Source organism: Paenibacillus sp. MT86 (assembly GCF_058792535.1).
The window spans coordinates 3,343,740-3,365,400 of record NZ_CM179499.1 but is presented as its reverse complement, the minus strand read 5'-3'; the positions used below and the strand labels follow the sequence as shown (position 1 = coordinate 3,365,400).

The following is a 21,661-nucleotide window of genomic DNA, read 5'->3' as shown; positions in this document are numbered from 1 at the left end:
TACACCTGGAGAATTTTATCCCTATTCTGTTGCTTGGTTTTTCTTCACAATGGGTTGGACTAAATGCAGTTATCGTATGTATTCCAAAAGCTATTCTATGTTCAGAGTTTCCAATGCAGATGAAAATACCTCCTCAATATAGTTTCTTGAGTATTGAATTAACACGCAGTCTCTCAACTTCTTTTGAAATTTCCATTTGCAATTCCGTAATTAACATCAGTTTTTTACTTTCTTGTGATTCAGGATTTTGCTCAAGCTTTTTGAGCATTTTTGGCACTTCCCATATCGAACGCAAGGCAAATGCAGCTAAGAATCCGAAACGAGGCAGGTCTTCGTCTCCATCCCACCCAGTCTTCCTCATCCCTTTCAAATAAGAAGTAATAAATAATTCAAGGTACATCTTGAAATGTTCAATCGGTACCTGGCCCCGACTAATACTTAAACCTAAGAACCGACCTAAATCCTCACCGATTCCTGAAATACTTGTGAATTGCCAATCAATTAAGGTTAGTTTCCCCTCTTGTTGTTGAACAGAATTTAACATGATATTCATCTCATAAAAGTCTTGGTGAGCAAGTGTTTTGGGAAGTAGTTCGATTCCATATAGCCAATCATTGATCCATTTTTCAAGTTGAGTGAATTGGTCCATTATAGCCGCCACTCTTTGATCAGATAACAAAATGCGTTTAGAGTGAATATCAGGCTGATATTGATATGCATAACACTCATTTAACCATGAACGCATCCATTGCTGATTTACCCAGTGGAATTCCGGTAGCGGCTTTCCAAGTAGGTAAGCAGCTTGAAACTCCCCAAGCTTTTCTGTTACCAAACCATAATCATCCCACTCCCATTGCCGCTGGTCTTGCTCTATATCCTCAATCCATAGCCAAACGGATCCATTGTCTTTTTCATCAATAGCAAAACACTTAGGAGTCAATATATTTTGGGGTAAATTATCAAGCAATCCAGAACTGTATGCCAAGATCTCTCGCCGCCAATAATTATAATGAGCTGGGTTCTCACGCAAGGGATCGGGATTAATTACTTTCAGAATAAATGACCAAGATTGTTGCGCCCCACTATTTATTTCGGTTGTCCCAGATATCCGGTAGACCCCACCTGTCACAAAATTTTTGTCAACTGCACCGATCGAATTGCAGGACCAGTTCGTAATGATTCCTTTTTCAGACTGAAGATAGTTGTTTGATAAGTTACGAAGCCAATCTGTATCTATCATTTCTGAGATACTTTGTATGTCCATTCGTCTCTCCTTTCCTTAAATATTGAACAAGTTATTCAGCTTCCTTTTAATATTCCACCAAACATTGTAACTAACCTGCCCGTTAGCTTAATGAAATAGCGATTGGAAAATGATTAAATATATGAATAACCGGTAATCGAAACATGTTCTTGTCCTTTTCGGCAATCGTTAAAAGTTCGTGTCCTCGAACCGGGACACGAACTTTTAACGATATAACAAAAAAGCCGCTAAATTAGCGACTTTCAATGGGTCCATATTCTTGTCCCCCGACAAGAAAACTCATCAAGAACTACTGCCCTAGTTGAATAACACTGCTCGTTAATTAAGATTATTTCACCCAGCACGTTTTAGTATGTCTCTTACAAAATCGCTTTTTGCATTTGTATAACCGGAACGGTCACCTTTAAATTGTTTAACAAGCATTTTTTTCAACTGACTGTATCTTTTTGCGTCTACCGTTGTTGATGTTGAAAATGTTCTGAAGGTACTCGTCCCAAATCTTGAAACCTATTGTCTTACCGTAGTAATGACAAGTACCGTATATAGGTGCCTTACTTGCCGCATCTGTCTTTGATGTGTAATCAGTGATGTAGATAAGTCCGTTGATAATCTCCCCGTCTTTAACGCTACGCAAATCTATAGGTTGTATGTTTATCACTACTTAATCTCACCTCAAAAATATTGGTCATTAAAATAGTTCTATATCATCAATGCAAACCCCTTTTTATTCCGGGTATCCTGCCCGTTAGCTTATGAGATTGCTTGGAAACATAGTTAGATACTTATCTAATCGGTAATTGGCTCATGTTCTTGTCCTTTACGGCAATCGGTACAAGTTCTTGTCCTCGACCAGGGACAAGAACTTGTACCGATAAAACAAAAAAGCCGCTATAATAGCGACTTTCAATGGGACCATGTTTTTGTCCCCCGACAAATATCTATACCCTCTTTAAAAGCAGTTTGATACGTATTGCGGATTTGCTCCTCTATTTTTCCCTGAGCCATTTGTGTGAGTTCCTTTTCGGTAAGGTCCGTATGCAATTCATTGATCCCTGCCTTAGGGCATTCCCGACAAATCCTTAAGACACTGTAGGCTGATTGATTATTGATGCTTCTTTCTTAACAAAACACCTAAGTGATTCTCTGTGCATATACTGTATCATTACTACAGGATTATGATTAAATACAACTCAATCCATACATGAAATAATCAAGGAGAGGTTAATTTTGAAAATTCCAAAGACAGCCAAAGTTAGTATCCCCTTTCCATCCGTATGGGGGATTGATGCTTCTATTGCGGGGAGATCCATTATTAGAGGTATACTTACCATTGATCCCATTGTAGACAACAAAGTAGTAGGTACAGTTAATTTTCGTGGTATACCTATTCCGATTAATGGGTATTGGGACGAAAGCGCTAAACAAATAAGTTTCGATTCACCATATGCCTCCTTTTTTGGCAACTTGACAATATTTGATGAGACCGCTATAAGCATTCGGCATTTCATTTTAAGTGGACGGTTTATAATGAAACCTCCCTCTTTGCTGGCTGGTGAATACGGAAATTGGATTGCTACAACCTTTACAACCCGTTTGGGACCTCCCATATATACTAATGTTTTACCACCTGCTGGTGCCTTTTCAGTCTCAAGTATGCTCTTGGGACAGCAATTGTTTTAATTAGACCATGACTTTATAAAAACAACCTTCGTTTGTGATTGACTAAGGTTGTTTTTTATAAAGTGTTCTCGAAAAATACAGCCTTGCTTTAAATCTGAGTTTAGCGTATATCTCCGTTAAAATGTACTCGGAACCCTTTGATGATCGTGCCTAGTTAGATAAACAAATATTGATACTTCCTTATAGAAATAGCCTGCTTGGTTAGGTACGTCTCAACTGGTTCAATTTTGTAACTTCCATTTACTAACTCAGCTTCATAGGGAACGGGAGGAAGTGTACCAAGATCATCATAGGTTAATTCTACAGAGAACGAAATGTTTTGAGGGTTTGAATCATCAATTTGGCTGATTTTGTAATTCTTCAGGGGATTGTCTTTGTTAAGCTCAAATTGGCGTTCCAATTTTTCATAGTCTTCACCGCTAACTTTTGTAGTTTCACTAATGTCTTGCTGTACATACCCTGTGAAGTATGAATTCGCCGCACTTTCAAAGGAATAAGTGCTTAAAGAATCACTTGAAGAATGTGTGTTTGTAACCTCGCTTGCCGAAGCAATACTACCAAAACTAAATGTTACTGCCATCACTAAAGCCACCAATAAGGATCTTTTTTTCAATTTATCCCCTCCTTTTTCTATATCATACCTTTTACACAAAATAAGGGAATAATACTTTAGTCCTCATATTTCACATTCTTATTATATTCAACTTTCTTATATGTTGGAGATGAGGGGTTCATATCAATAATCACTGTTTTTATTTGCAATTTATATTTACCGTTTTTGAAATCAACATTATACGTTACAGGTGGAAGTTCACCATTAGCCGTTTCTTCTACTTTCACAAATACTTTAATACTTCTAGGGTCGGTATCATCTACTGAAGTAATCTCGAAATCTTTCACGTGATTGTGAGTGTTATTTAAGATTGTTCTTTCAAGTGCAGTTTTTTCATCTTTATAAATGTGATTATCAGAGATTTTTATAGCATCTTCAAAATTACCAGTTTGTAAATCACTAAAATATCTTTCTACGACAGCAATTGCCTCGGTCCTTGGATTATCGGGCAGTTTCAATGCATTATTTGCACTAGCATAACTTAAAGCAGATGCTAAACTGCCGACTGCAATAAAACTAACTAAAAATTTTGATCTCACGTTTTTCCATCTCCTTAGGCTTATTCTAGGTTCTTATATATAAACACCCCATTTGTTTTAAAAGTTGTTTTTTTAGTGGGTTTCTCACCTTTATTTTCTTTTGGGCTTATGCCAGCAGCTCTAAAGCAGGGTTCGGTCAATAGCTAGAGCGCTTTAGCCTTGGTAGAATCGCTCCCGGCTAAGGCGCTCTACGATCCTGGCCAACGCTGTTCTCACTGGCGTAGAACACCCGTGTGGTATGTCCAGTAACCCCTACATTTCTTCTACTTCTACCCATATCTTTTATTATCTTCAGTTATCCATGCATCAATCGTTATATTTATTTTTTCTGACTCGTTAAGCCTCCTTCAATTACATGCCCCAATACCATCGAAAGTGTAATATTCACTTCTGAACTTCGCTGATCGAGATATCTGCAAATGTGACGCAGCTGCTCTTTTCTTTTCGGATCTAATTCCCTAATGATTCCTTTGCTCAAGACGGAGGCTGCAGGAATGCTGAAGTACGGTATGTTAGATTTCGTCATTGAACTAAGCGAAATAAATAAGACTTGCGGTATTAGACAAAGTGCACCTGTAAGAAGACAATCCTATTGTCTTCTATTTTTTTGGTTTTTTTCTAATCTTCAAACCATTATCTTCAGCAGTTTTAATAATAGCGCTTATCAACTCTTGAGCTTCCTTATCACTATCAAGAGCTGCTTTTTAAATGGGGATTATTCATGAATTTGTTTTACTATATCCGTCAATTCTTCAAGCGTGGCCGTATTGGCCGAAACAGTGAAGAGGTGACCATCAGAGATCAAATGTACGACTTTTCTGACTTCCCCATCAACATACAATGCTTTCAGACCATTAATCTCTGTCAATTCAGAAGTCTCGAGGTAATAACTTTTCTTCAGGCTCTCAATGGTATCTGACACCCCCATATATGCATCCACTTGGCTTATACGAATTTCATCACCATCTGCGGTTGTTAATAAGGACCTAAGGTGAAGTCCATACTCTTTTTGCAGGGCTTGGATATTTATTCGAGTCAGTCCCGAGGAACTGAGTTTTGCGGATGCGTTATCTTAGTGGAATATGTATATCCGCAACCGGCACATCAGCTATATTGACCGTATCGGGATCTTGAACACCGTTGTTTCTGGCTTTATTTCAACAGTTTCTTGGCCTGGTGATGAATATTCAGGCACCGGAGCTTCTTCGTTTTGAATTGTTGCTAGAGATGACTCATCAACGGGAACAACTGTTTTTACATCAGCGTCGGCAGCGTATGAATAGTAAGCAAATCCTCCGCCACCAAGTGCAAGCGCACTAGCTAAGGCTGCAACAGCTACTTGTTTTTTCATTTTATAATTCTCCTTTTAATAGACTATTACAGTACTTACAGTAGAGTTGTTACTTTTATACATGAGGTCATAAATTAAAGATTAAGTACTACCTCCTGGATGCGTATAATACACCCAATATGTCGAGCTGAACGGTGTGTGAATATAAAACATATGATTAGTGGATTCAGTTACGACATAGTTAGTGGTAGTACCAGCGTAGCTGTCACCAAGGGCAAAGTAGATGTAAATTAAATGGTGAAATTTATTGATAACCTCGTTATATTCCTGCTGGGCATCGGTGATTGCAAGCTTCGAATAGATTTCCAATGACTTCCGGCTTTCATGACCGGAATACGGCTGTATGAGTGCGTCATCGATGCCCTGTTTATTGAGCCAGGTCAACAGAAAATGACGCAGCTTGTGTGGCGACAGGTTTTGAGCAAGTTTAGCTTCCTCCAAATATTTGGCCAAAATCTTCCGTATTCCCCGATCCGTGTACATTTTCTTCCACGATGATTCAAATAAATAGACCGCATGTTTTTTCTTCAAAGTATTCGAGTAAATGACTGAACAATCCTGCCCCGTTTATTCAGTGATGCACGCTGAAACTCAAAAAAAACGATGGATCGGTTCCATCGTTCGCGATCTCATAACCCGGAAGGACAAGCAAGTATATCCAATTGCTCTCGATTTTGACTCCGTTCGTCCTGGATCAATTGACATAACGTTCTCGCCAATATACGTCCAGCCGTTCTTGGCGCGACCAATCCCGGTAAACTTGGTGCCAACAAGGCCTTGATTCCACGTTTTTCGGCAAAACGAAAATCGGTTCCACCTGGTTGGGAAGCCAAATCAATAATAATAGCGTGATGCGGAATACGGGTCAACACACGAGAAGTAAGGATTTGCTCCGGAACCGTGTTAAAAATAATATCCACATTTACGCCTTCATCGTACAAATCTTTATAAAACGGCTCAATCCCCATCTCCCATGCACGTGCAAACTGCTCCGGTTTCTGCACCCCCGCTTTGACGTGTGCACCCAGGTGCTGAAGCATACTGGCTAACGTAAGACCGATTCTCCCCAAACCCAGCACCATACAACGCGAACCATGTATGGTAATTTCCGTCTGTTGAATGGCCATCATTAAGGCGCCCTCCGCAGTGGGAATGGAATTGTATATGGCAGCATCGTCCCTGCTGAATAATTCAATCAGATCGATCTCTAGTTCAAAGGTTCCTCAAGTATGACTTGGCTATGCCAGTACAGACTTTTGCGTGTTTCGGCAAGCAAGACATATATTCCTTGTTCAGCAATAACGTTTCAGATGAAAATGAAGACTCTACTCTGCCATGGTCGTCTGTACCGACAACCGGTAATATCAATACGTCAGCATTGCGAATCACCTCCCTCGTAAGCTTGGAATCCTGAACTTCATGAAGTTGTTCGTGCAAATCTTCATAACCGATTACCGCAACATTTGCATCCAGGTCAGTAAATGACCGAATGATTTCAAGATGAGTTTACCATCTTTAAAAGCGCATCTGCTCCTTTCATCCCAGGGCAAATTCCGCGTAATTCCGCCTCTGTGGTCACCATATCGAGTGGGGCATCCAGCAATTGCTCTATTGTTCGTACCCGGTTGCGCGTTCTGCCACAATGCGGCGATCGTTTAATTTCTCATTTAACAAACGAACATCAAGCGCCCCGCACATGATATATCCGTGACGGTTGTGATGGCCAGAAGTGTTGTTTTGGGCAGGGCGACCTCGATACTTATAACCTGATGACCTTCAACTTCAATCGGTTTCATATGATCATCAATGATGCAGCTCCTTTTTTTACACTATATGCCGGGCGTGATATTTGCACCATAGACTGTTGCCCAAATTCGATATTACTTGTATTCGTTGGAAGCCTTCTCCCCTTTCGCCATATACATGTGTAATTGGACTTCGATTCAATTCCATGTAATTTTTGAAATTTATAACAAAGGAGATAACAAACGCGCTGCTTGATCAAGCATGCGCTCGAAAGAAGTACGATGCATATGATCTTCCAAACGATATGGAGTAGCCTCGGCGAGATCCCGTTCGAATTGTTCCGTAAGCTCCCGGGCCACATCGGAATGATACATCACTGCACACACTTCGTAATTTAAACGGTAACTACGGAGATCGTAGTTGGAAGAACCCACTTCGGCAATCTCGCCATCGATAATCATGACTTTCGCATGCAATACCCCTTTGTTGTACTGAAACACATCGATCCCTGCTTCCACGAGTTCGCCATAATACGTACGGCTTGCAGCTCCTGCAACTTTAGGAATCACTTGGCGCGGCACCAGTAATCTCACTCGAACGCCACGCGCTGCGGCTGTTTTGATGGCCATAATGATATCCGCATCGGGTATAAAATAAGGGTTGGTCACGTCGATAGTTCGGGTCGCCTGCGTCAGGCAGATGAAGTGCATTTCCCGAATGACCGGAGTAGGCAGCCCGGGATTGCCTTCGAATATCTGTATATAGACGTTATGCGAATCCTTGGACGGGGAAGCTTTTCCCATGTGGGTGCCTTCCATCGTTCCCAGCTCCGATCCCCATTCCCATCCGTATCCGGATCGTTCTGTTTTGCCGGATGGAAATGGATGAATGGCTTTATCGTCTGAAAGTTGAACCGATTCAGGGATAAATTTTGCCTTTTTCGTTGAATGGAGCATGTCCGGTGACGCCATTTTCCAGTGAGCCTCAAAAACGGCTTTCACATCATCCGCTGTTTCGCCGGTTAACCGCATATGAGTGTCGCGCCAAAAACCGACATCCGGCTTCATTCCGGTATACTCGTCCCCAACGTTGATTCCTCCCATGAAGGCTTCCCTTCCGTCGACGATGACGATCTTGCAATGATCCCGGTATGTCAAGTTGGATAGTACCCAGGGGAATCGCAAGGGAAAGATGGTCCTGCATTCAATGCCTGCTTCCATCATCCGGCGAACCGCATGTTTGGGAAACGACCGGCTTCCCCAGCCATCCCTTATAAAACGAATGTTCACACCGGATAAAGCCCGGTCAATCAGCACATCTGTGATACGTTTACCGATATGGTCATTCCGGTAAATGTAATATTCCAGATCGATTGTCTTTTGTGCGGCCTGAATTGATTGAAGGAGTTTTCCGTAGGTTTCCATCCCGTTCGTGAGGATTTGGACGTAACCGGTTCGAAGGCCACTGACAGACAAAGGTTGCAAAGCCCGAGCGATAACAAAAGCGGAGTCACCACATGCTGGAGGCAACGCTATCGGGTTATTGTGCGAAGAAACGAGCTTGTCCCGCCGCATTTGCACAGGATTCGTGACGAACAGGTAACAAACGAATCCGATAATCGGTAATACAAGTCCGACTGATATCCAAGTCAACGCTTTGGCGGGGCGGCGCACCTCCCGAACCGCAATAATGATCAACAGTGCCGTATTTACTAGCCATAATCCTGCTATCCATGCCAAGAAAATCAGCCTCCCAATCCTGTCGTCTACGAGGGAATAAAGATAAAGGGGCAGCCATGCCGAGAAGAGATCGGCATGGCCTTTTTTAGAAACCTTTATACTGCGGTTCTTCCTGTTCAATTTGTTGTAACCGTGGAGTGACCTGGTCAATGATGTTTTGTGTCTGTTGCGCTGCATTTGTGAACGTGGTTTTGGCCTGCTGGTTTTGTGTATTTAACGCAAACTGTTCAAAGCTGGCCTGCGCGCTTTTTAATGAAGCTACAGCTGTTTTCACTTGAGAAGCTACCGTCATGTTGATCACCTCCTGAAATGGCATCCGTATATAATATGTCAACTCATCAGAAAATAAATGAATGGTAAAATTTGATGATTGGCTATTGTCAGGGTGCATACAAATATCAAAGGCGGAGCAACCCATTTTGGGCAACAGCCGGCCATTTGGTCCTATTTCGCAGGCATTCTACCGATGGCTCGAATCGCAAACATTTTTCACACACCGATTCTCCCAGTTGTTGCAGAAGTCCTCATATACTTGCTCTACGCCACAGTCGGATAGCATGTGCCTGGCCAAAAAGTCATACCAGAACTGGTCGAAAGACAAGGGCATCCGGGTTCCATATTGGGAACGAAGGGTTACATAGCGGTCCCAGATTTTGATTCGGAATGCTTCCAATTCATCACATCGCTCCATGTCGGTTCGCCTTTAAGCGGGTATCGCTGGATATTTCTGACGTTTTCGCTTTTTCTTCGGAGAGCTTTTGAAATTGTTTCGCCCTTTCCAGATGAAAGGTACGTAATTGTTCGTGATACTGAGCCATTTTCATGTGCCAATCGTACATTTGCCTGACATAAGCGGCCTGGTCATGCGTATACATGGGCATTGCCTGTTTGATAAACTGCATTTGAAAACATTCCTCCTTGGGTTAGGTAAAGTTGAACTTACAGCATTAGTCTATGGCAGGCGCATAGAAGCGACAACGGCATCCGCCCGGTTTCCGGTCATTTTATCGGGTTGGTTGTCTATATGCAGGCGGAAACACAGCCTTTTGGGGACCTGACTCCTATGATGCATAAAGGATATGAAAATCGGAATAATATCAGTTGCATATTCTGAAAATGGCGAATGAAAAGGAGAAAATATGGAAAAAAGCGAACTTAAATCACAATTTAAACAGCGAATCAAAACGACAAGTAACAAATCTCCAATAATCTTGGATGGAAAGGCAAGTGAAAATGTTCCAACCGAGCCGAGTTTAATGGAGCGAACCAAAGAAGTGATGGAGAATATAGGAACCGAAATAAATAGCGTCTGACAGTATATGGCTTTTATAGCTTGGTCAACGTAACCTTTGAGATTATCGATGGGGACATTCCGTACAGATTGGAACAAGTAAATGTTTCTCATAATCAAAACCGGCCGGTTAGGGATCGCCCTGACCGACCGTTACAGTGTATTTTAGCCAACGAAATTCGGATTGGGCCCCGTATTATCCTTTGGGTTTTACGAACAATGCAGCGAGAAACGAAAAAATAATCGCTGCGGATATTCCGGCACTGGTCACTTCGAAAATTCCGGTGATGATCCCAATCCAGCCATTGCTCTTTAGTTCTTGAAGCGCACCATGGACAAGCGCGTTACCAAAGCTTGTAATCGGGACCGATGCTCCTGCCCCGGCAAATTCAATCAGCGGATCATACCATCCAATTCCGTCGACAATCGCACCCAATACAACAAGCAGGGTCATGGTGTGGGCCGGTGTAAGTTTCAAGACATCAAAACAAAATTGTCCGAAAACACAGATTGCACCTCCCACCAAAAAAGCCCAAAGAAAAATCATAATATCTCCCTCCCTGCCTCTATGGATACGGCATGAGCGATACAAGGAATGCTTTCCCCTTGTTGAAATGAAATCGGGGATAGCAGCGCCCCCGTAGCGACAACGAGGATTCGTTTCAGTTCACCTCTTCGCATCCGATTTAGCAAATGTCCATAGGTAACAACTGCCGAACAACCGCAGCCGCTTGCTCCGGCTTGAACCATTTGGGTTTCATAATCGTAAATCATCATCCCGCAATCGGAATATTCGGTTTGTTCGATGGGAAAGTTATGTTTCTTAAACAATTTACAGGCGATTTCATATCCGACTTTCGCAAGATCGCCGGTAACGATCAAATCGTAATAACCCGGTTCAATTCCCAAATCTCGAACATGCGCCTCAATGGTATCTACCGCTGCAGGAGCCATCGCTGCGCCCATATTAAACGGATCTTTAATGCCCATATCGATAACCCGGCCAATGGTGGCAGATGTAACAACCGGTCCGTCACCTTCCATGGATACGATGGCAGCACCGGCCCCGGTTACCGTATATTGGGCGGTTGGCGGTTTTTGCGAACCGTACTCGGTCGGATATCGGAACTGTTTCTCCGCACCGGAATCATGGCTGCATGTCCCCGCCAATACAAATTTCGCCGAACCGGAATTTACAAGGTTAGCTGCTAATGCCAGACTTTCCATCGAGGTTGAACAAGCGCCAAACACACCGAGGTAAGGGATCGATAATGTTCGCGCGGCAAAACTGCTGCTAATGATTTGATTCATCAAATCCCCTCCTATGTAAAACTGGACTTGTTCCTTTGTCAACCCCGCATTTTCAATAGCCAGTTTTGCCGCTTCTTCAATCAATGCCTTTTCTGCTTTCTCCCAGCTCTTTTGTCCCATCATGGATTCTCCATGGACAATGTCAAAATCTTTGGCCAGCGGGCCTCTTCCTTCAAATGGACCCACTACCGTTGCTGTTGATCGGATGAACGGCTTGTTCTCAAATAGCCAACTCTGGTGTCCCTTTAACATATTAAGAGCCTCCCCCGCCTTTGATCAGCAAATGTACAATTCCTACCGCAAAGGCGGCGACTGTACCAAATACAATAACCGGTCCAGCCAGTTTAAACATTTTACCGCCAACACCGAGCACCATACCTTCACTCTGATGTTCAATCGCAGCGGATGCCATCGAATTCGCAAATCCCGTCACAGGCACTGCGGAACCCGCACCAGCCCATTGGGCAAACTTATCGTACACCCCCATGCTGGTCAGAATGACAGAAAGGAGTATCATAACCGCCACGGTAGGGTCTCCAGCTTTTTTCTCATCAAAGCCGCCCCAATGCACAAACATTTCCTGGATGGCTTGTCCAACCAAACAAATGGCCCCGCCAGCTATAAACGCACGAATGAAGTTTTTGAGTATGGGCCTCGGAGGTTCGACGCTTTGCGCCAATTCTTTATATTCCTGTTGTACCCGCGTTAAATTTTTCTTTATATTATTTGCCATGAACATCCTCCTCGATTTTCAGCTGACGTATAATTGGCGAATTGTTAACGAATCAGCAATGGTTTAACTTCATCAATAATCTTTTCTAACGCTTTTGAACATTGCTCGTACATCTGCTTTGTATTTTGTTCTTTGGTAGATAAGCCAAACATTTCGAGATCCGCTTCACACTTTTTCAATGTTGCAAGCAACGCGGCTTTTTTCTGGGGTTTCGGTACTTTGATCTGATCATCAAATAAATCAACGTATAGCTGGCCATAGGAATCCACCTGTCCAAGAAATACGTTATCAATCGAAACACCTAATTTCTCCAGTTCCGTATCCAGCCATTTCCTGTTTAGACCTATCGTGGCAAGCGGTTCGTCCATTATTTTTCCATCCATAATGACCGATTGAGGTTCTTGTTCTGGCCCGACATTTATTCCCAGGTGTTTAGGCGTTAACGGTTGATTTTCCTTGGTTAAAAGAACGCTAACGTCACCGCTTGACTCCATGATGGCGAATTCAACATCGGCAGCTTTGAACACATTCTTTATTCGAAGCTGTTCCATAAGTTCATCCGTGGTAATCCTTTCTTTTTTTAGGTTATCCTCCATGATCTTGCCGTCCTTAATGAGCACTGTTGCTTTGCCGTCGAATAGGTCTCTTGCCGTTTTGCTTTTCAGCTGTAGAAATTCAATCCCTAAAGAAACAACGGTCCAAACCGTCATCGCAACCAAGCCTAAATACCAATTGGTCTCCAGATCCAACGAAACGTAAGCTGCAATGCTGCCGATCGTGATTCCGGTGATATACTCAAACAATGACAGCTGTGATACCTGCCGTTTCCCCAATATCTTCGTTAGGACAAAAAGAACCCCCATAGCCAATAACGTTCGCAAAGCGATTTCTAGCCAATCCGGCATAATATCACCATTCCTTTCCAATCACATTAATCGACAAAGGTTAATATGTCCCTATTCCATTATTTTCATGCATTTCCATCTGAAAATTTTTCTAACGTATGCTTTTGTTGCGAGACGAAAATTTACCGTACTAAACTTTTTACCAAAGGAACTGCCATTTTTTAGACTATTCTACTGCTCATGAGGCCGGTGATTATCTTATGAAGCCGAATAGAGCCTTATTAGCTCTTGCGAAAACTCCTTTTGCTGAATGAACTAAAAAAATTTAACAATGCTAACTGTTCCAAATCTGCAAATCCAAATATTCAAATTATTTCAAGTAGTATTTTTTGCAATCGAAATGCTCATATTATCTGTGTCATTTTAAAGGAGGTGAATATGCTATGACCGTATCATCCGATGTAAAGACGTGCTTGGCTTCCCTTAAAAGCGCCCAAGCAAGTTTGGAACAATTCGCTCTAAGCACGCAAAATCAAGAAGCAAAAACATCGTTCACAAATGCAGCTCAAACTACGCAACAAGTTATTGACCAAGTCGCTCAGCGAGTTCAACAACTCGAAAACGAAGAACCGCAATATAAAGGTTTTTAAAACAAGAAATAGGGTCATGGTATATCACTGATCCATGGCCCTTTCTATATTTATTTGATATTTTAAATACAATTGCAATCTTGGACAGTTATGCTTCATTCCACTCCGATGTCCCCAAACCCAAGTTTCGCATAATGCAGGTTTTCCAGTTTAAAATTTGACTCCAATTGAGTCTTTTTTCATGCCACACCGTTGTCTTCTTTTGGTCTTCCATATTCATCAAGCAATTTTTGAAAGTGCTTTGCCCTATCTAAATGGTATACTCGAAGTTGCTCATGATAATGGTGCATTTTCATGTTCCATTCATACATTTGCTTAAAATAAGCAGTATGGTCATGGTTATAGATTGGCATTGCATAATGAGTAAAATGAGTCAAGTCGGCTCCTCCTTAGGGGTTCATGTATGTTTGCCTTGCATAACATCAGTCTATGGAGAATTATCTATATGGACCACGGCGGATATCACGATAAAGAAAAAATATATTGTCAAGCGCAAGAAAACCTCAGAAGGATGTTTTGCATCTTTGGAAGGCATCTATTCTGAACTAACTAAGTAATTTGAAAGTGAGTGCCAGCTGATTGAACAAGTTTTTCGGAATTTATTTGGGGCTTTTGTTCCCAAATCCGATGAAACCCGGGCCTTGTGCGAACCTACAACAACGGGGAAAGCAGGCGTGCTCCTTGATCGAGAATGCGCTGTGAACGGGAGCGCAGCAGCAAATCTTCTATGCTCAACGGTACCGAATCATTAAGATCTCGCTCAAATTGTTCCGTTAGTTCCCGCGCCACATCCGCACTGTAAATGAATTCGCAGACCTCGTAATCCAAGCGAAAACTTCTCATATCATAGTTTGCAGCGCCTATTTCAGCAATTTCCCCATCGATGATCATCAGCTTCGCATGCAACATTCCCTTCTTGTAAAGGTAGATATGAACCCCAGCTTCCAACAATTCTCCGTAGTATGTACGACTTGCAGCTCCCACGATCACAGTTGTGGGGTCGAATTTGAGAGGAACCAGTAATTTTATGCGAACTCCGCGTGCCACTGCAGTCTTTAACGCCATGATTATATCTGCGTCTAGCACAAAGTAGGGTGTGGTGATATCAATGGTCTGGGTCGCTTGTGTCAGGCAAATAAAGTAGGCCTCCCGGATGACTTGAGTGGGAATTCCAGGATTACCTTCCAACGTCTGAACATATGCTTGCTTTAACTTAACTGTGTTCGGAACGTCGTCAACAACGGTGCCATCCACGGTGCTGAGCTCAGTGCCCCATTCTGCCGACCATCCGGTAAGAGAGGTCCTGCCGGATGGAGCGATGTTCTGCGAAATATGCCTTGCACCCTGAATAGGTTTTCGCGTATCCTCAATTTTCTTGTTAAGTATCATCGTCTTTATTCGTTCCGGGGAAGCGATGTTCCAATGGGCCTCGAATATATCTGAACATCGTCTGCAACATCACCTGTGATTCTCACATGAGTATCACGCCAGAACCCTAGAACCCTACGTCTGGCTTCAATCCGGTATATTCATAACCGACGTTGATGCCGCCTGTAAAAGCTTCCTTTTTGCCGATCACGACGATCTTGCAATGATCCCGGTAATTCCAATTGGACAATACCCAAGGGAAGCGCGTAGGAAAAAACGTACGGCATTCAATCCCTGCATCCAACATCCGAATGATCTGAGTTCGCGGAAATTTTCGGCTCCCCCAACCATCTCTTAGAAAACGGATCCGCACACCGGCCCCGGCCCGTTCCACCTTAAACCTATCAAAAAAACTGTCTTGACATCTTGTAGCACCATATTAGTTGGTCCGTTATTTCATCCAAGATTGTGCCCATCAAAGCGGTTTTGGCGTCATCATAACATCATAACCTTCGAACGACCACCCATTAAAGGTTAAACACAGGATTCCTTCTTCTTGTTCCAATTCCTTCTGAACCATCTTGATAGGGAAGGATTTGCCACTATCCCAATCCCCAAAAACCCCAATCGTTGCAAGGAGTAAGCTGGGAGTCTTGACAATAGAAGTTACTGCGTTGACCATATATTTAAAATCAAGTAAATCGATATCCGTCTCATTATCTGGCCACATACTAAGAGTCCCCTCAATAACGTTTTACTTTCATAGTCCAATACTCCCATTTTATCAGAAAAGCAGAAAGAATCCTTTGTTTTTGGCAGACGGACTTAAGACATTTATATGGACTTAAATTTTTTATTTTTCTCCATATAAGCCCGGTCCGCTTCATTTATTTTTTCCATTGCAAGGCGTAAAGGATGATGTGATATTTCGGTTGGCTTTTTTCTGCGTTTTCTTATTGTTGAATAAGGACAAATGATGTTACTGGATTCTTTTAACCAGTTTAATTCTTCGTCATCCGGCCTTGAAATAAAAGAAATAGGAAAATCGAGATTGTCTGGAAAAGAAAATGCAAAAACAGTAATCTCGCTGTCCAGAACATCCGTTGCATTTGCAATTTTGTATGTTGCAGCGTAAGTTGGTGCAATCTTTATCCATGTTTTAAAATGCTTGAAAGCTAGAAAACCAGTTGCTTTATCGATCATCCATTTTAAACGATTAAAATCATTCGGGGTTCTAATTGGATAACGGCGGATCCACGCATCCAGCAAATCGACAATATAACGCCGATCGCACACCGACGAAATTTTCTGCAAAGTAGAACCTTCCCTGTAAAAGGGTTTATCCTCAACGTCATAATATTTGGGTATTCCCCATAATGACTTTTTCCACATAACGTAAGCGTATGCAAATGGACAAATGGGTGGATGGGCCGCCCCTTTTTCTTTTGAAATGTTAGTGAATCTTTTAATACAAGATTTATGTTTTGATAAGAGTGTGTTTCTTAGATATTTTGAAATGGATTTCATTGTTAAATTTGAGGACTGTTCAAGTTCAGACAGTATCCTTGTGATACTAGCGTTATGGCGAAATGATTCAAGTTCAAACCAACTTTCTATGGGTTCCATTTGGTTAACTTTACCGGTGCCATTTGCATTTATATGAGGATGTTCGGTTTTATGAAAGATAGGGGAATAAGACCTTATGAGATAATAGGCTTCGTATTCGATCGTGTGTTTATTTATACAGTCAAATAGGAAATTCAATAGATCCGGAATTTTATCAAGATCATTACGATAATAAAGGTGAACCCTGCTTAAACATAATTTTTCCTCTTGACTCAGAGTAAGCCATTGACTGACGGATTGATCCCGAACATGTTCAAATTTAAGTTTCCCCCACTCACTGTGGTACGGATTCTTATATTCCATAAATGCATAACCGCAATTACAAACAAAGGGGGCTTGGAAGTACCTATCGGAAAGTTCATATGGAACCGAAGTATGGCATTCTGGACAAGCGGAGAGAAGCCGCGTTAAATGAAACGGGCAATAATGCATCAATTTAAATTGATGCAAGATGCTATGGTATCCGGATTTCATACAATCTAAACAAAAATGAATATTGCTTCGAAAATAACGATAGGAATTATTGGCTGCCGGACTTCTTAAATATTCGTGGAGAATGTCGTTCTTGTGCAGGAACCCTGAAATGCCGTTTATGCAATCGAGGGTGTATTGTTTCAAACGGAATCCAAGTATGTCCATGAAAGCATTATCATCAAAGGCATATAGCGTATAAAGATTATGATCTCTGATTCCTGGAACAGACTTTAGATGTCGCACTCTGTCACTTCCGAATACGGAAAACAAATCTCTCTTTTCAGCACGATTGGAGTATTTAATTTTCTCAAAAATAGACCATGGTGATTCCAAATCGCAAACCCAATTCGGGTTCCAAGTTAAAGGGTAGATCGTATCCGTTTTTTGGTACTGTTCGAGGGAAATCATTTCTTCATTCTCCTTGAGATGTTTGTTAGCCCCTATTCCTCTGAATTTTCTTCTATCGCCGGAATTCGTAATTCCGCATTAATATAACCCGAGCTTCGGATCGCTTCTTTCCATAAAGCAGTTGTCAGCCACCTCGTCTGAAGCTCTCCGCCTACTCCATACTCACGTAAAGCTTGTTCAATCGATGCGATTACATACTGCATCGGAATTTCGATTTTGGAAGAAATCTTGGACTCTTGATGCAAAGAAACAAATAGATTGAAAATGTCTTCCGTAAAGTGTTCCAACCTCTCCCCTGCCGCAAATGCCTCGGGGAAAAAGAATCGGGTAAACGACCAGCCGCTGCCTATTGGGAATTCACTATTTTCGTCGAAGTTTTTCAAACAGATCCGCAAATCTTCGGCGGTTTTAATACCGGTAAACCGATGTTCGTGGACCATAAATCTACCGATAATTTGATCCTCGTTTGCCTGCATGTATGCCGTTCTTTGATGACGTAATTGTTCTTGACCGACAAGAATGACTGTTAACGCAATGCGAGAAGCATCCAATTCGTTAAATACATCCATCAGCCAGCCATATTGCAAATCATGCAGAACCTGCGCTTCATCAATAAACATGACGACTCGTTTTTGCCTAGATTGGCTGCCCCTTTCGAGCAAATACTTGTATAACCTATCTCGTTTCACACCAGCTTTTCCTGAGAAAGGAATTTTATGACCGACATCTTTTAACAGCGCCTCAAAAAAGCTGCCTTCATTTGCTAATTTAATGTGCTGACTTTTGATATGAAACACCGGCAAGCTGTTGCCAAAATGATTAGGTAACGCACGCAAAAGAAACTCAATAGCCCGTGTTTTTCCAAGCCTTGGTCTTCCGTAAATAATTCCCCCAGGGTACCTGTAATTAATCCACCGGGTCACATCTTGAAACATTCGCAGCACAGGGTTTGTAGGAATCAGGTACTCACCCGTTTCGATTGGATGGGACCCAACCGGTATTAAAGGCCTGTTTGTATCTGGATAAATATCGGCATTTTGCGAATAAGGCATATTGTTTGCCATCTCTTTCAATACTCCTTGGCTTCTTGTTATTAAAATGTGATGGTTTTAAACTTCTGGCGCAGCTTTTCCAAATCGTCATTACGTTTGATCGGGCTCAGTGTGCTTATCTTCTTCTCCGTTTTTTGCGGAGTAACATTATCAACTGAGGTATTACCGGCCTCTTGGGTGTTTTGATTTTGATTACGGTATTTCCTTACATGCTCAAGCTCGTTTCGGGACTTCTTATTCTTCTTTGCACGCTGCTCCAAATGATTATGCAAGGATTCAACGGGGTCATCTGTTTCTGATAAGTAAATGATTTTTCGCCTGACCAATTTATTAATTTGTTTCCGCATTTGTAAGGTGTGTGGGGTGATTCCCCATTTTCCGCTAGCTGTAAGGTAGCCAAATTCTGTACCATCCTTAAAAAACGCTTTTACAACTCGAAGGTCTTTAATATTGACGACGAGATGAAGTTCTTGGCTGATTAGCTTAAAGCTTCTCGATAAGACTTCGCTTCTGTATGGGACCCCTTCGAAGGTAATAAATGGTCTCTTACCTTCTTTCTCATTTCCTTGGATAGTCCTTTTTGTTGTGTAACATAAAAAATAGTCTTCATTTCGTTTTTCCTCGGCCATCGTTCGCGGCATCATATCACGCATGACGACGCGTTGTCTCATCACTTCCAACGGGCTTAAATAGTTTAAGCCACTATGCGGCTCGTTGTTATAGTTTGCTATCAAAACTTCCGTAAGCTGTTCGATCTCATCAACCGTAATTTCGTACTGTATTGCCGCTTTTTCAGGTTGTTTTCGTTTTATATCTTGAGGATTATTCCCAGTCGTATTGACCAGTCTTTTATATCCGTTGTTGGCCAGCATTCCAAAAAAACGTTCGATAAAGGGACGCCGTTCAGGAGTGCTGATGGGACCGGCATTTACAGCACAACCAACCAATTCTTTTAAACGTTGTCTAACGATCTCCGCCATATGGGCCTTGAAGTTATCGAAACAAAACTCATTCCAAACTGCCCACTCCGTTTCTGGAATGGCCGTAGAATGATGTCCTCCGTTTTCCGGGTATTTAAGGCCAGGTATGGTTAAGTTTTTTGGAGCCCAAGGCATTATTGCATTTCGAATACATTCCAAAACATCCATAACCGAGTACTGGGTTTTTAAACATAAATGGTGACCTAATGAAACCCGGGTAGCTACATCAATAATGGATAAAAGCCAGATCCGATCCATGATCTCAACATATTCGTCGCCGTTTATGTTTTTGAATTTGATTGCGATTATGGCGTCTATCGCATGAGCATCGAATTCGACCCGTTCGAATGGGCGCATGAAAGACATTTCATTTTTTTCGCCCGCCCCAGAATGTTTAAGCTGTCTTACCGCTTCTTCACCGGTTCTTTTAGCGGATTCGGAGGGATATTCCTTTTCAAGTTTTTCAATGTAACGATACAAGGAACGGCGTGCTAAATCTTGCGTGTTAAAGGGATATTCAAGTTCCGATATGCCAACGGCGCGGCAGGCATTTAAAAACTTCGGATGAAGATGCTGAACCAGAATCGCGGGTTCAGACACTTTTTTCTTCTGTTTCCTGAAGTAATAATCAACAATCGTTTCGCGGATCGAAGGATATGTTTTTAATAGCAATTGGAAAACGCCGGTTAATTTTACACCGGTCTTGTGTTGCTCTAGGGAAGGCATTTTTTTTCTTGAATAAGTGGTGAGCTTCTTATGGGGAACAAGGGCTCGATAACCCCAAATATATCCGTTATCGTCTTGCATAAAGCATCTTTTCACGAAACGGTGTACTTCCTTTTGGTCTAAACCCGTCTCTTCCGTTATTTCACGAATCGGCCGATCGCTTAGATACATTTCGACCGCGGCTTTCCTTTTAAGGAAAACCTCTTTACGTTCTTCCGACCAATGGTCGGTTAAAACGACTGGCCAGTTGTTTGTATCCATATATTTCGGGTCAATTTCAACATTTTCTAAAATGCGTTTTCTACCCAATTCTCTTCACCTCGGTCAAGATTCCTAATTCGACTTTCTTAATATTGGATGCAATTAGTTCTCCTGAATAAATTAAGAAATAGATGGTTTCTCTGATACGACTGATCGGAATTGTTGAACATATGCTTTGCAACTCTCCGATAGTTTTAGTTCCATCACCGAGAGCCCGTAGAATGTGCGCTTTATCCGTTTCAATAGGAATATTCCGTTGACCGATATATGGCAGTAACCACTTCATATTTTTCAAGTATAGAGCTTGCCCGCGTATGTCCTCTTCGTAGAGCACTTTATAGCCATATCCCGATTTAATGCACCATTTTTCTAGCCGCTCATGATCAGCGTTACTTTGATTTTTATATCTTATATTCACAAATGTTTCCTTCCCGTTTCTTTCAAGTTGCCACATATCAAAAACCTTATGTAAATTATATTGCTGCAGCTTCTCATTGTTTGGTCTCTCGCAATATTTAAGAATGTCGGGATCCGTTTCGACCAATATCCAGTGGTCGTACTTCAGATCACCGAACAATTGAACGTCCCTTTGAAGCTTGTAACTATACCTTTCCCAATAGCTACTACCATACCGACTGCTTCGTTTAATAGGAATTGGTTCGTACATAAAACACCTTTTTCTACAATATTCTCCTATTATCTTACCATCATCAGAATTATCAGTAAATAATTTTCGCACTTTATAAGTATATGTTTGTGTCACCGGAAGCATAAAAGGGGATGTTTGTGTCACTAGCTTAGGACACAAACATCCCCTTATAATATAAAGGAACCCTTGATTTTATTGAGTTTTAATTATGGCATGTTTGTGTCATTAGACAGATTCGTATGAATCTGCTTAGTTTTTGCTTTCTATTATGTTAAGCCGTTATAATCCTTTTTACTTGCGCATCTTCTATTTTATCGAACAACTTTAACTTTCCAATTGGATTCTTTCTTCATTT

24 protein-coding genes and 2 pseudogenes are annotated in these 21,661 nt (G+C 41.8%); 3 read left to right on the top strand and 23 right to left on the bottom strand.

Annotated features, from left to right (window positions below):
* Positions 1-133 precede the first annotated feature (133 nt).
* Positions 134-1,264, bottom strand: coding sequence for a phosphotransferase (locus tag AC3RCL_RS14885; protein ID WP_492536063.1), 1,131 nt, complete (start codon positions 1,262-1,264; stop codon positions 134-136).
* Positions 1,265-1,597: 333 nt separating this feature from the next.
* Entirely contained in the window at positions 1,598-1,687 is a 90-nt protein-coding gene (locus tag AC3RCL_RS14880; RefSeq protein WP_492536365.1) for a hypothetical protein, read from the bottom strand.
* A gap of 804 nt (positions 1,688-2,491) precedes the next feature.
* Here AC3RCL_RS14880 and AC3RCL_RS14875 point away from each other — a divergent pair.
* Positions 2,492-2,944, top strand: coding sequence for a hypothetical protein (locus AC3RCL_RS14875; protein ID WP_277748933.1), 453 nt, complete (start codon positions 2,492-2,494; stop codon positions 2,942-2,944).
* 154 nt (positions 2,945-3,098) lie between these two features.
* Here the strand turns inward: AC3RCL_RS14875 and AC3RCL_RS14870 are convergent, their stop codons facing one another.
* From AC3RCL_RS14870 to AC3RCL_RS14825, 10 genes and pseudogenes are all read right to left on the bottom strand, one after another.
* A complete protein-coding gene (locus AC3RCL_RS14870; protein WP_277748934.1) occupies positions 3,099-3,557 on the bottom strand; it encodes a hypothetical protein in 459 nt (152 codons plus the stop codon).
* A gap of 56 nt (positions 3,558-3,613) precedes the next feature.
* Positions 3,614-4,096: a hypothetical protein gene (locus tag AC3RCL_RS14865; protein WP_492536060.1), complete on the bottom strand. Its 483-nt coding sequence runs from the start codon at positions 4,094-4,096 to the stop codon at positions 3,614-3,616.
* 715 nt (positions 4,097-4,811) lie between these two features.
* Positions 4,812-5,024 (bottom strand): hypothetical protein, encoded by a 213-nt coding sequence (locus tag AC3RCL_RS14860; protein ID WP_492536058.1) that lies wholly within the window; start codon positions 5,022-5,024, stop codon positions 4,812-4,814.
* A gap of 180 nt (positions 5,025-5,204) precedes the next feature.
* A complete protein-coding gene (locus tag AC3RCL_RS14855; RefSeq protein ID WP_277748937.1) occupies positions 5,205-5,447 on the bottom strand; it encodes a hypothetical protein in 243 nt (80 codons plus the stop codon).
* 81 nt (positions 5,448-5,528) lie between these two features.
* Complete coding sequence (locus AC3RCL_RS14850) at positions 5,529-5,930, bottom strand: tyrosine-type recombinase/integrase (protein ID WP_492536056.1); 402 nt, start codon at positions 5,928-5,930, stop codon at positions 5,529-5,531.
* A gap of 146 nt (positions 5,931-6,076) precedes the next feature.
* A pseudogene (gene dpsA / locus AC3RCL_RS14845) lies at positions 6,077-6,941 on the bottom strand (dipicolinate synthase subunit DpsA).
* Position 6,942: 1 nt separating this feature from the next.
* Positions 6,943-7,243: pseudogene (locus AC3RCL_RS14840) on the bottom strand (YunC family protein).
* Positions 7,244-7,414: 171 nt separating this feature from the next.
* On the bottom strand, positions 7,415-8,932 hold the full coding sequence (locus tag AC3RCL_RS14835; RefSeq protein ID WP_492536054.1) for a phospholipase D-like domain-containing protein: 1,518 nt from the start codon (positions 8,930-8,932) through the stop codon (positions 7,415-7,417).
* A gap of 85 nt (positions 8,933-9,017) precedes the next feature.
* Positions 9,018-9,224 carry a DUF1657 domain-containing protein gene (locus AC3RCL_RS14830; RefSeq protein ID WP_029197844.1) on the bottom strand — a complete coding sequence of 69 codons (207 nt, stop codon included), beginning with the start codon at positions 9,222-9,224 and terminating at the stop codon, positions 9,018-9,020.
* A gap of 385 nt (positions 9,225-9,609) precedes the next feature.
* Positions 9,610-9,834, bottom strand: a complete 225-nt coding sequence (locus AC3RCL_RS14825; protein ID WP_492536052.1) for a hypothetical protein — start codon at positions 9,832-9,834, stop codon at positions 9,610-9,612.
* 237 nt (positions 9,835-10,071) lie between these two features.
* On the opposite strand from AC3RCL_RS14825, the gene AC3RCL_RS14820 reads away from it, so the two are divergent.
* A complete protein-coding gene (locus AC3RCL_RS14820) occupies positions 10,072-10,245 on the top strand; it encodes a hypothetical protein (protein WP_153784608.1) in 174 nt (57 codons plus the stop codon).
* A gap of 174 nt (positions 10,246-10,419) precedes the next feature.
* On the opposite strand, the gene spoVAE is transcribed toward AC3RCL_RS14820, so the two are convergent.
* The 4 genes from spoVAE to AC3RCL_RS14800 are packed head-to-tail and all read right to left on the bottom strand — an operon-like array spanning position 10,420 to position 13,172.
* Positions 10,420-10,770 carry a stage V sporulation protein AE gene (spoVAE, locus tag AC3RCL_RS14815; protein WP_005832063.1) on the bottom strand — a complete coding sequence of 117 codons (351 nt, stop codon included), beginning with the start codon at positions 10,768-10,770 and terminating at the stop codon, positions 10,420-10,422.
* The gene (gene spoVAD, locus AC3RCL_RS14810) at positions 10,767-11,786 is read right to left on the bottom strand and encodes a stage V sporulation protein AD (RefSeq protein WP_007784321.1); all 1,020 of its coding nucleotides are present in this window, start codon (positions 11,784-11,786) and stop codon (positions 10,767-10,769) included. Before spoVAD ends, spoVAE begins: the two co-directional genes overlap by 4 nt.
* A 1-nt stretch (position 11,787) precedes the next feature.
* Positions 11,788-12,267, bottom strand: a complete 480-nt coding sequence (gene spoVAC / locus AC3RCL_RS14805) for a stage V sporulation protein AC (RefSeq protein WP_005832062.1) — start codon at positions 12,265-12,267, stop codon at positions 11,788-11,790.
* A gap of 44 nt (positions 12,268-12,311) precedes the next feature.
* Positions 12,312-13,172, bottom strand: a complete 861-nt coding sequence (locus tag AC3RCL_RS14800) for a DUF421 domain-containing protein (RefSeq protein WP_100537086.1) — start codon at positions 13,170-13,172, stop codon at positions 12,312-12,314.
* 383 nt (positions 13,173-13,555) lie between these two features.
* Here AC3RCL_RS14800 and AC3RCL_RS14795 point away from each other — a divergent pair, with 383 nt between their 5' ends.
* Positions 13,556-13,762, top strand: coding sequence for a DUF1657 domain-containing protein (locus AC3RCL_RS14795; RefSeq protein WP_492536050.1), 207 nt, complete (start codon positions 13,556-13,558; stop codon positions 13,760-13,762).
* A gap of 179 nt (positions 13,763-13,941) precedes the next feature.
* Here the strand turns inward: AC3RCL_RS14795 and AC3RCL_RS14790 are convergent, their stop codons facing one another.
* From AC3RCL_RS14790 to AC3RCL_RS14760, 7 genes are all read right to left on the bottom strand, one after another.
* A complete protein-coding gene (locus AC3RCL_RS14790) occupies positions 13,942-14,139 on the bottom strand; it encodes a hypothetical protein (protein ID WP_492536048.1) in 198 nt (65 codons plus the stop codon).
* A 274-nt stretch (positions 14,140-14,413) separates the two neighbouring features.
* A complete protein-coding gene (locus AC3RCL_RS14785) occupies positions 14,414-15,151 on the bottom strand; it encodes a phospholipase D-like domain-containing protein (protein WP_492536046.1) in 738 nt (245 codons plus the stop codon).
* 454 nt (positions 15,152-15,605) lie between these two features.
* The gene (locus AC3RCL_RS14780) at positions 15,606-15,860 is read right to left on the bottom strand and encodes a P-loop NTPase fold protein (RefSeq protein ID WP_492536044.1); all 255 of its coding nucleotides are present in this window, start codon (positions 15,858-15,860) and stop codon (positions 15,606-15,608) included.
* A gap of 104 nt (positions 15,861-15,964) precedes the next feature.
* Entirely contained in the window at positions 15,965-17,638 is a 1,674-nt protein-coding gene (locus AC3RCL_RS14775; protein WP_492536042.1) for a hypothetical protein, read from the bottom strand.
* 32 nt (positions 17,639-17,670) lie between these two features.
* Positions 17,671-18,702, bottom strand: a complete 1,032-nt coding sequence (locus tag AC3RCL_RS14770; protein WP_492536040.1) for an ATP-binding protein — start codon at positions 18,700-18,702, stop codon at positions 17,671-17,673.
* Between the two features lie 29 nt (positions 18,703-18,731).
* Positions 18,732-20,705: a TnsB C-terminal domain-containing protein gene (locus AC3RCL_RS14765; protein WP_492536038.1), complete on the bottom strand. Its 1,974-nt coding sequence runs from the start codon at positions 20,703-20,705 to the stop codon at positions 18,732-18,734.
* Positions 20,698-21,234 carry a hypothetical protein gene (locus tag AC3RCL_RS14760; RefSeq protein ID WP_492536036.1) on the bottom strand — a complete coding sequence of 179 codons (537 nt, stop codon included), beginning with the start codon at positions 21,232-21,234 and terminating at the stop codon, positions 20,698-20,700. Before AC3RCL_RS14760 ends, AC3RCL_RS14765 begins: the two co-directional genes overlap by 8 nt.
* Positions 21,235-21,661: the final 427 nt, after the last annotated feature.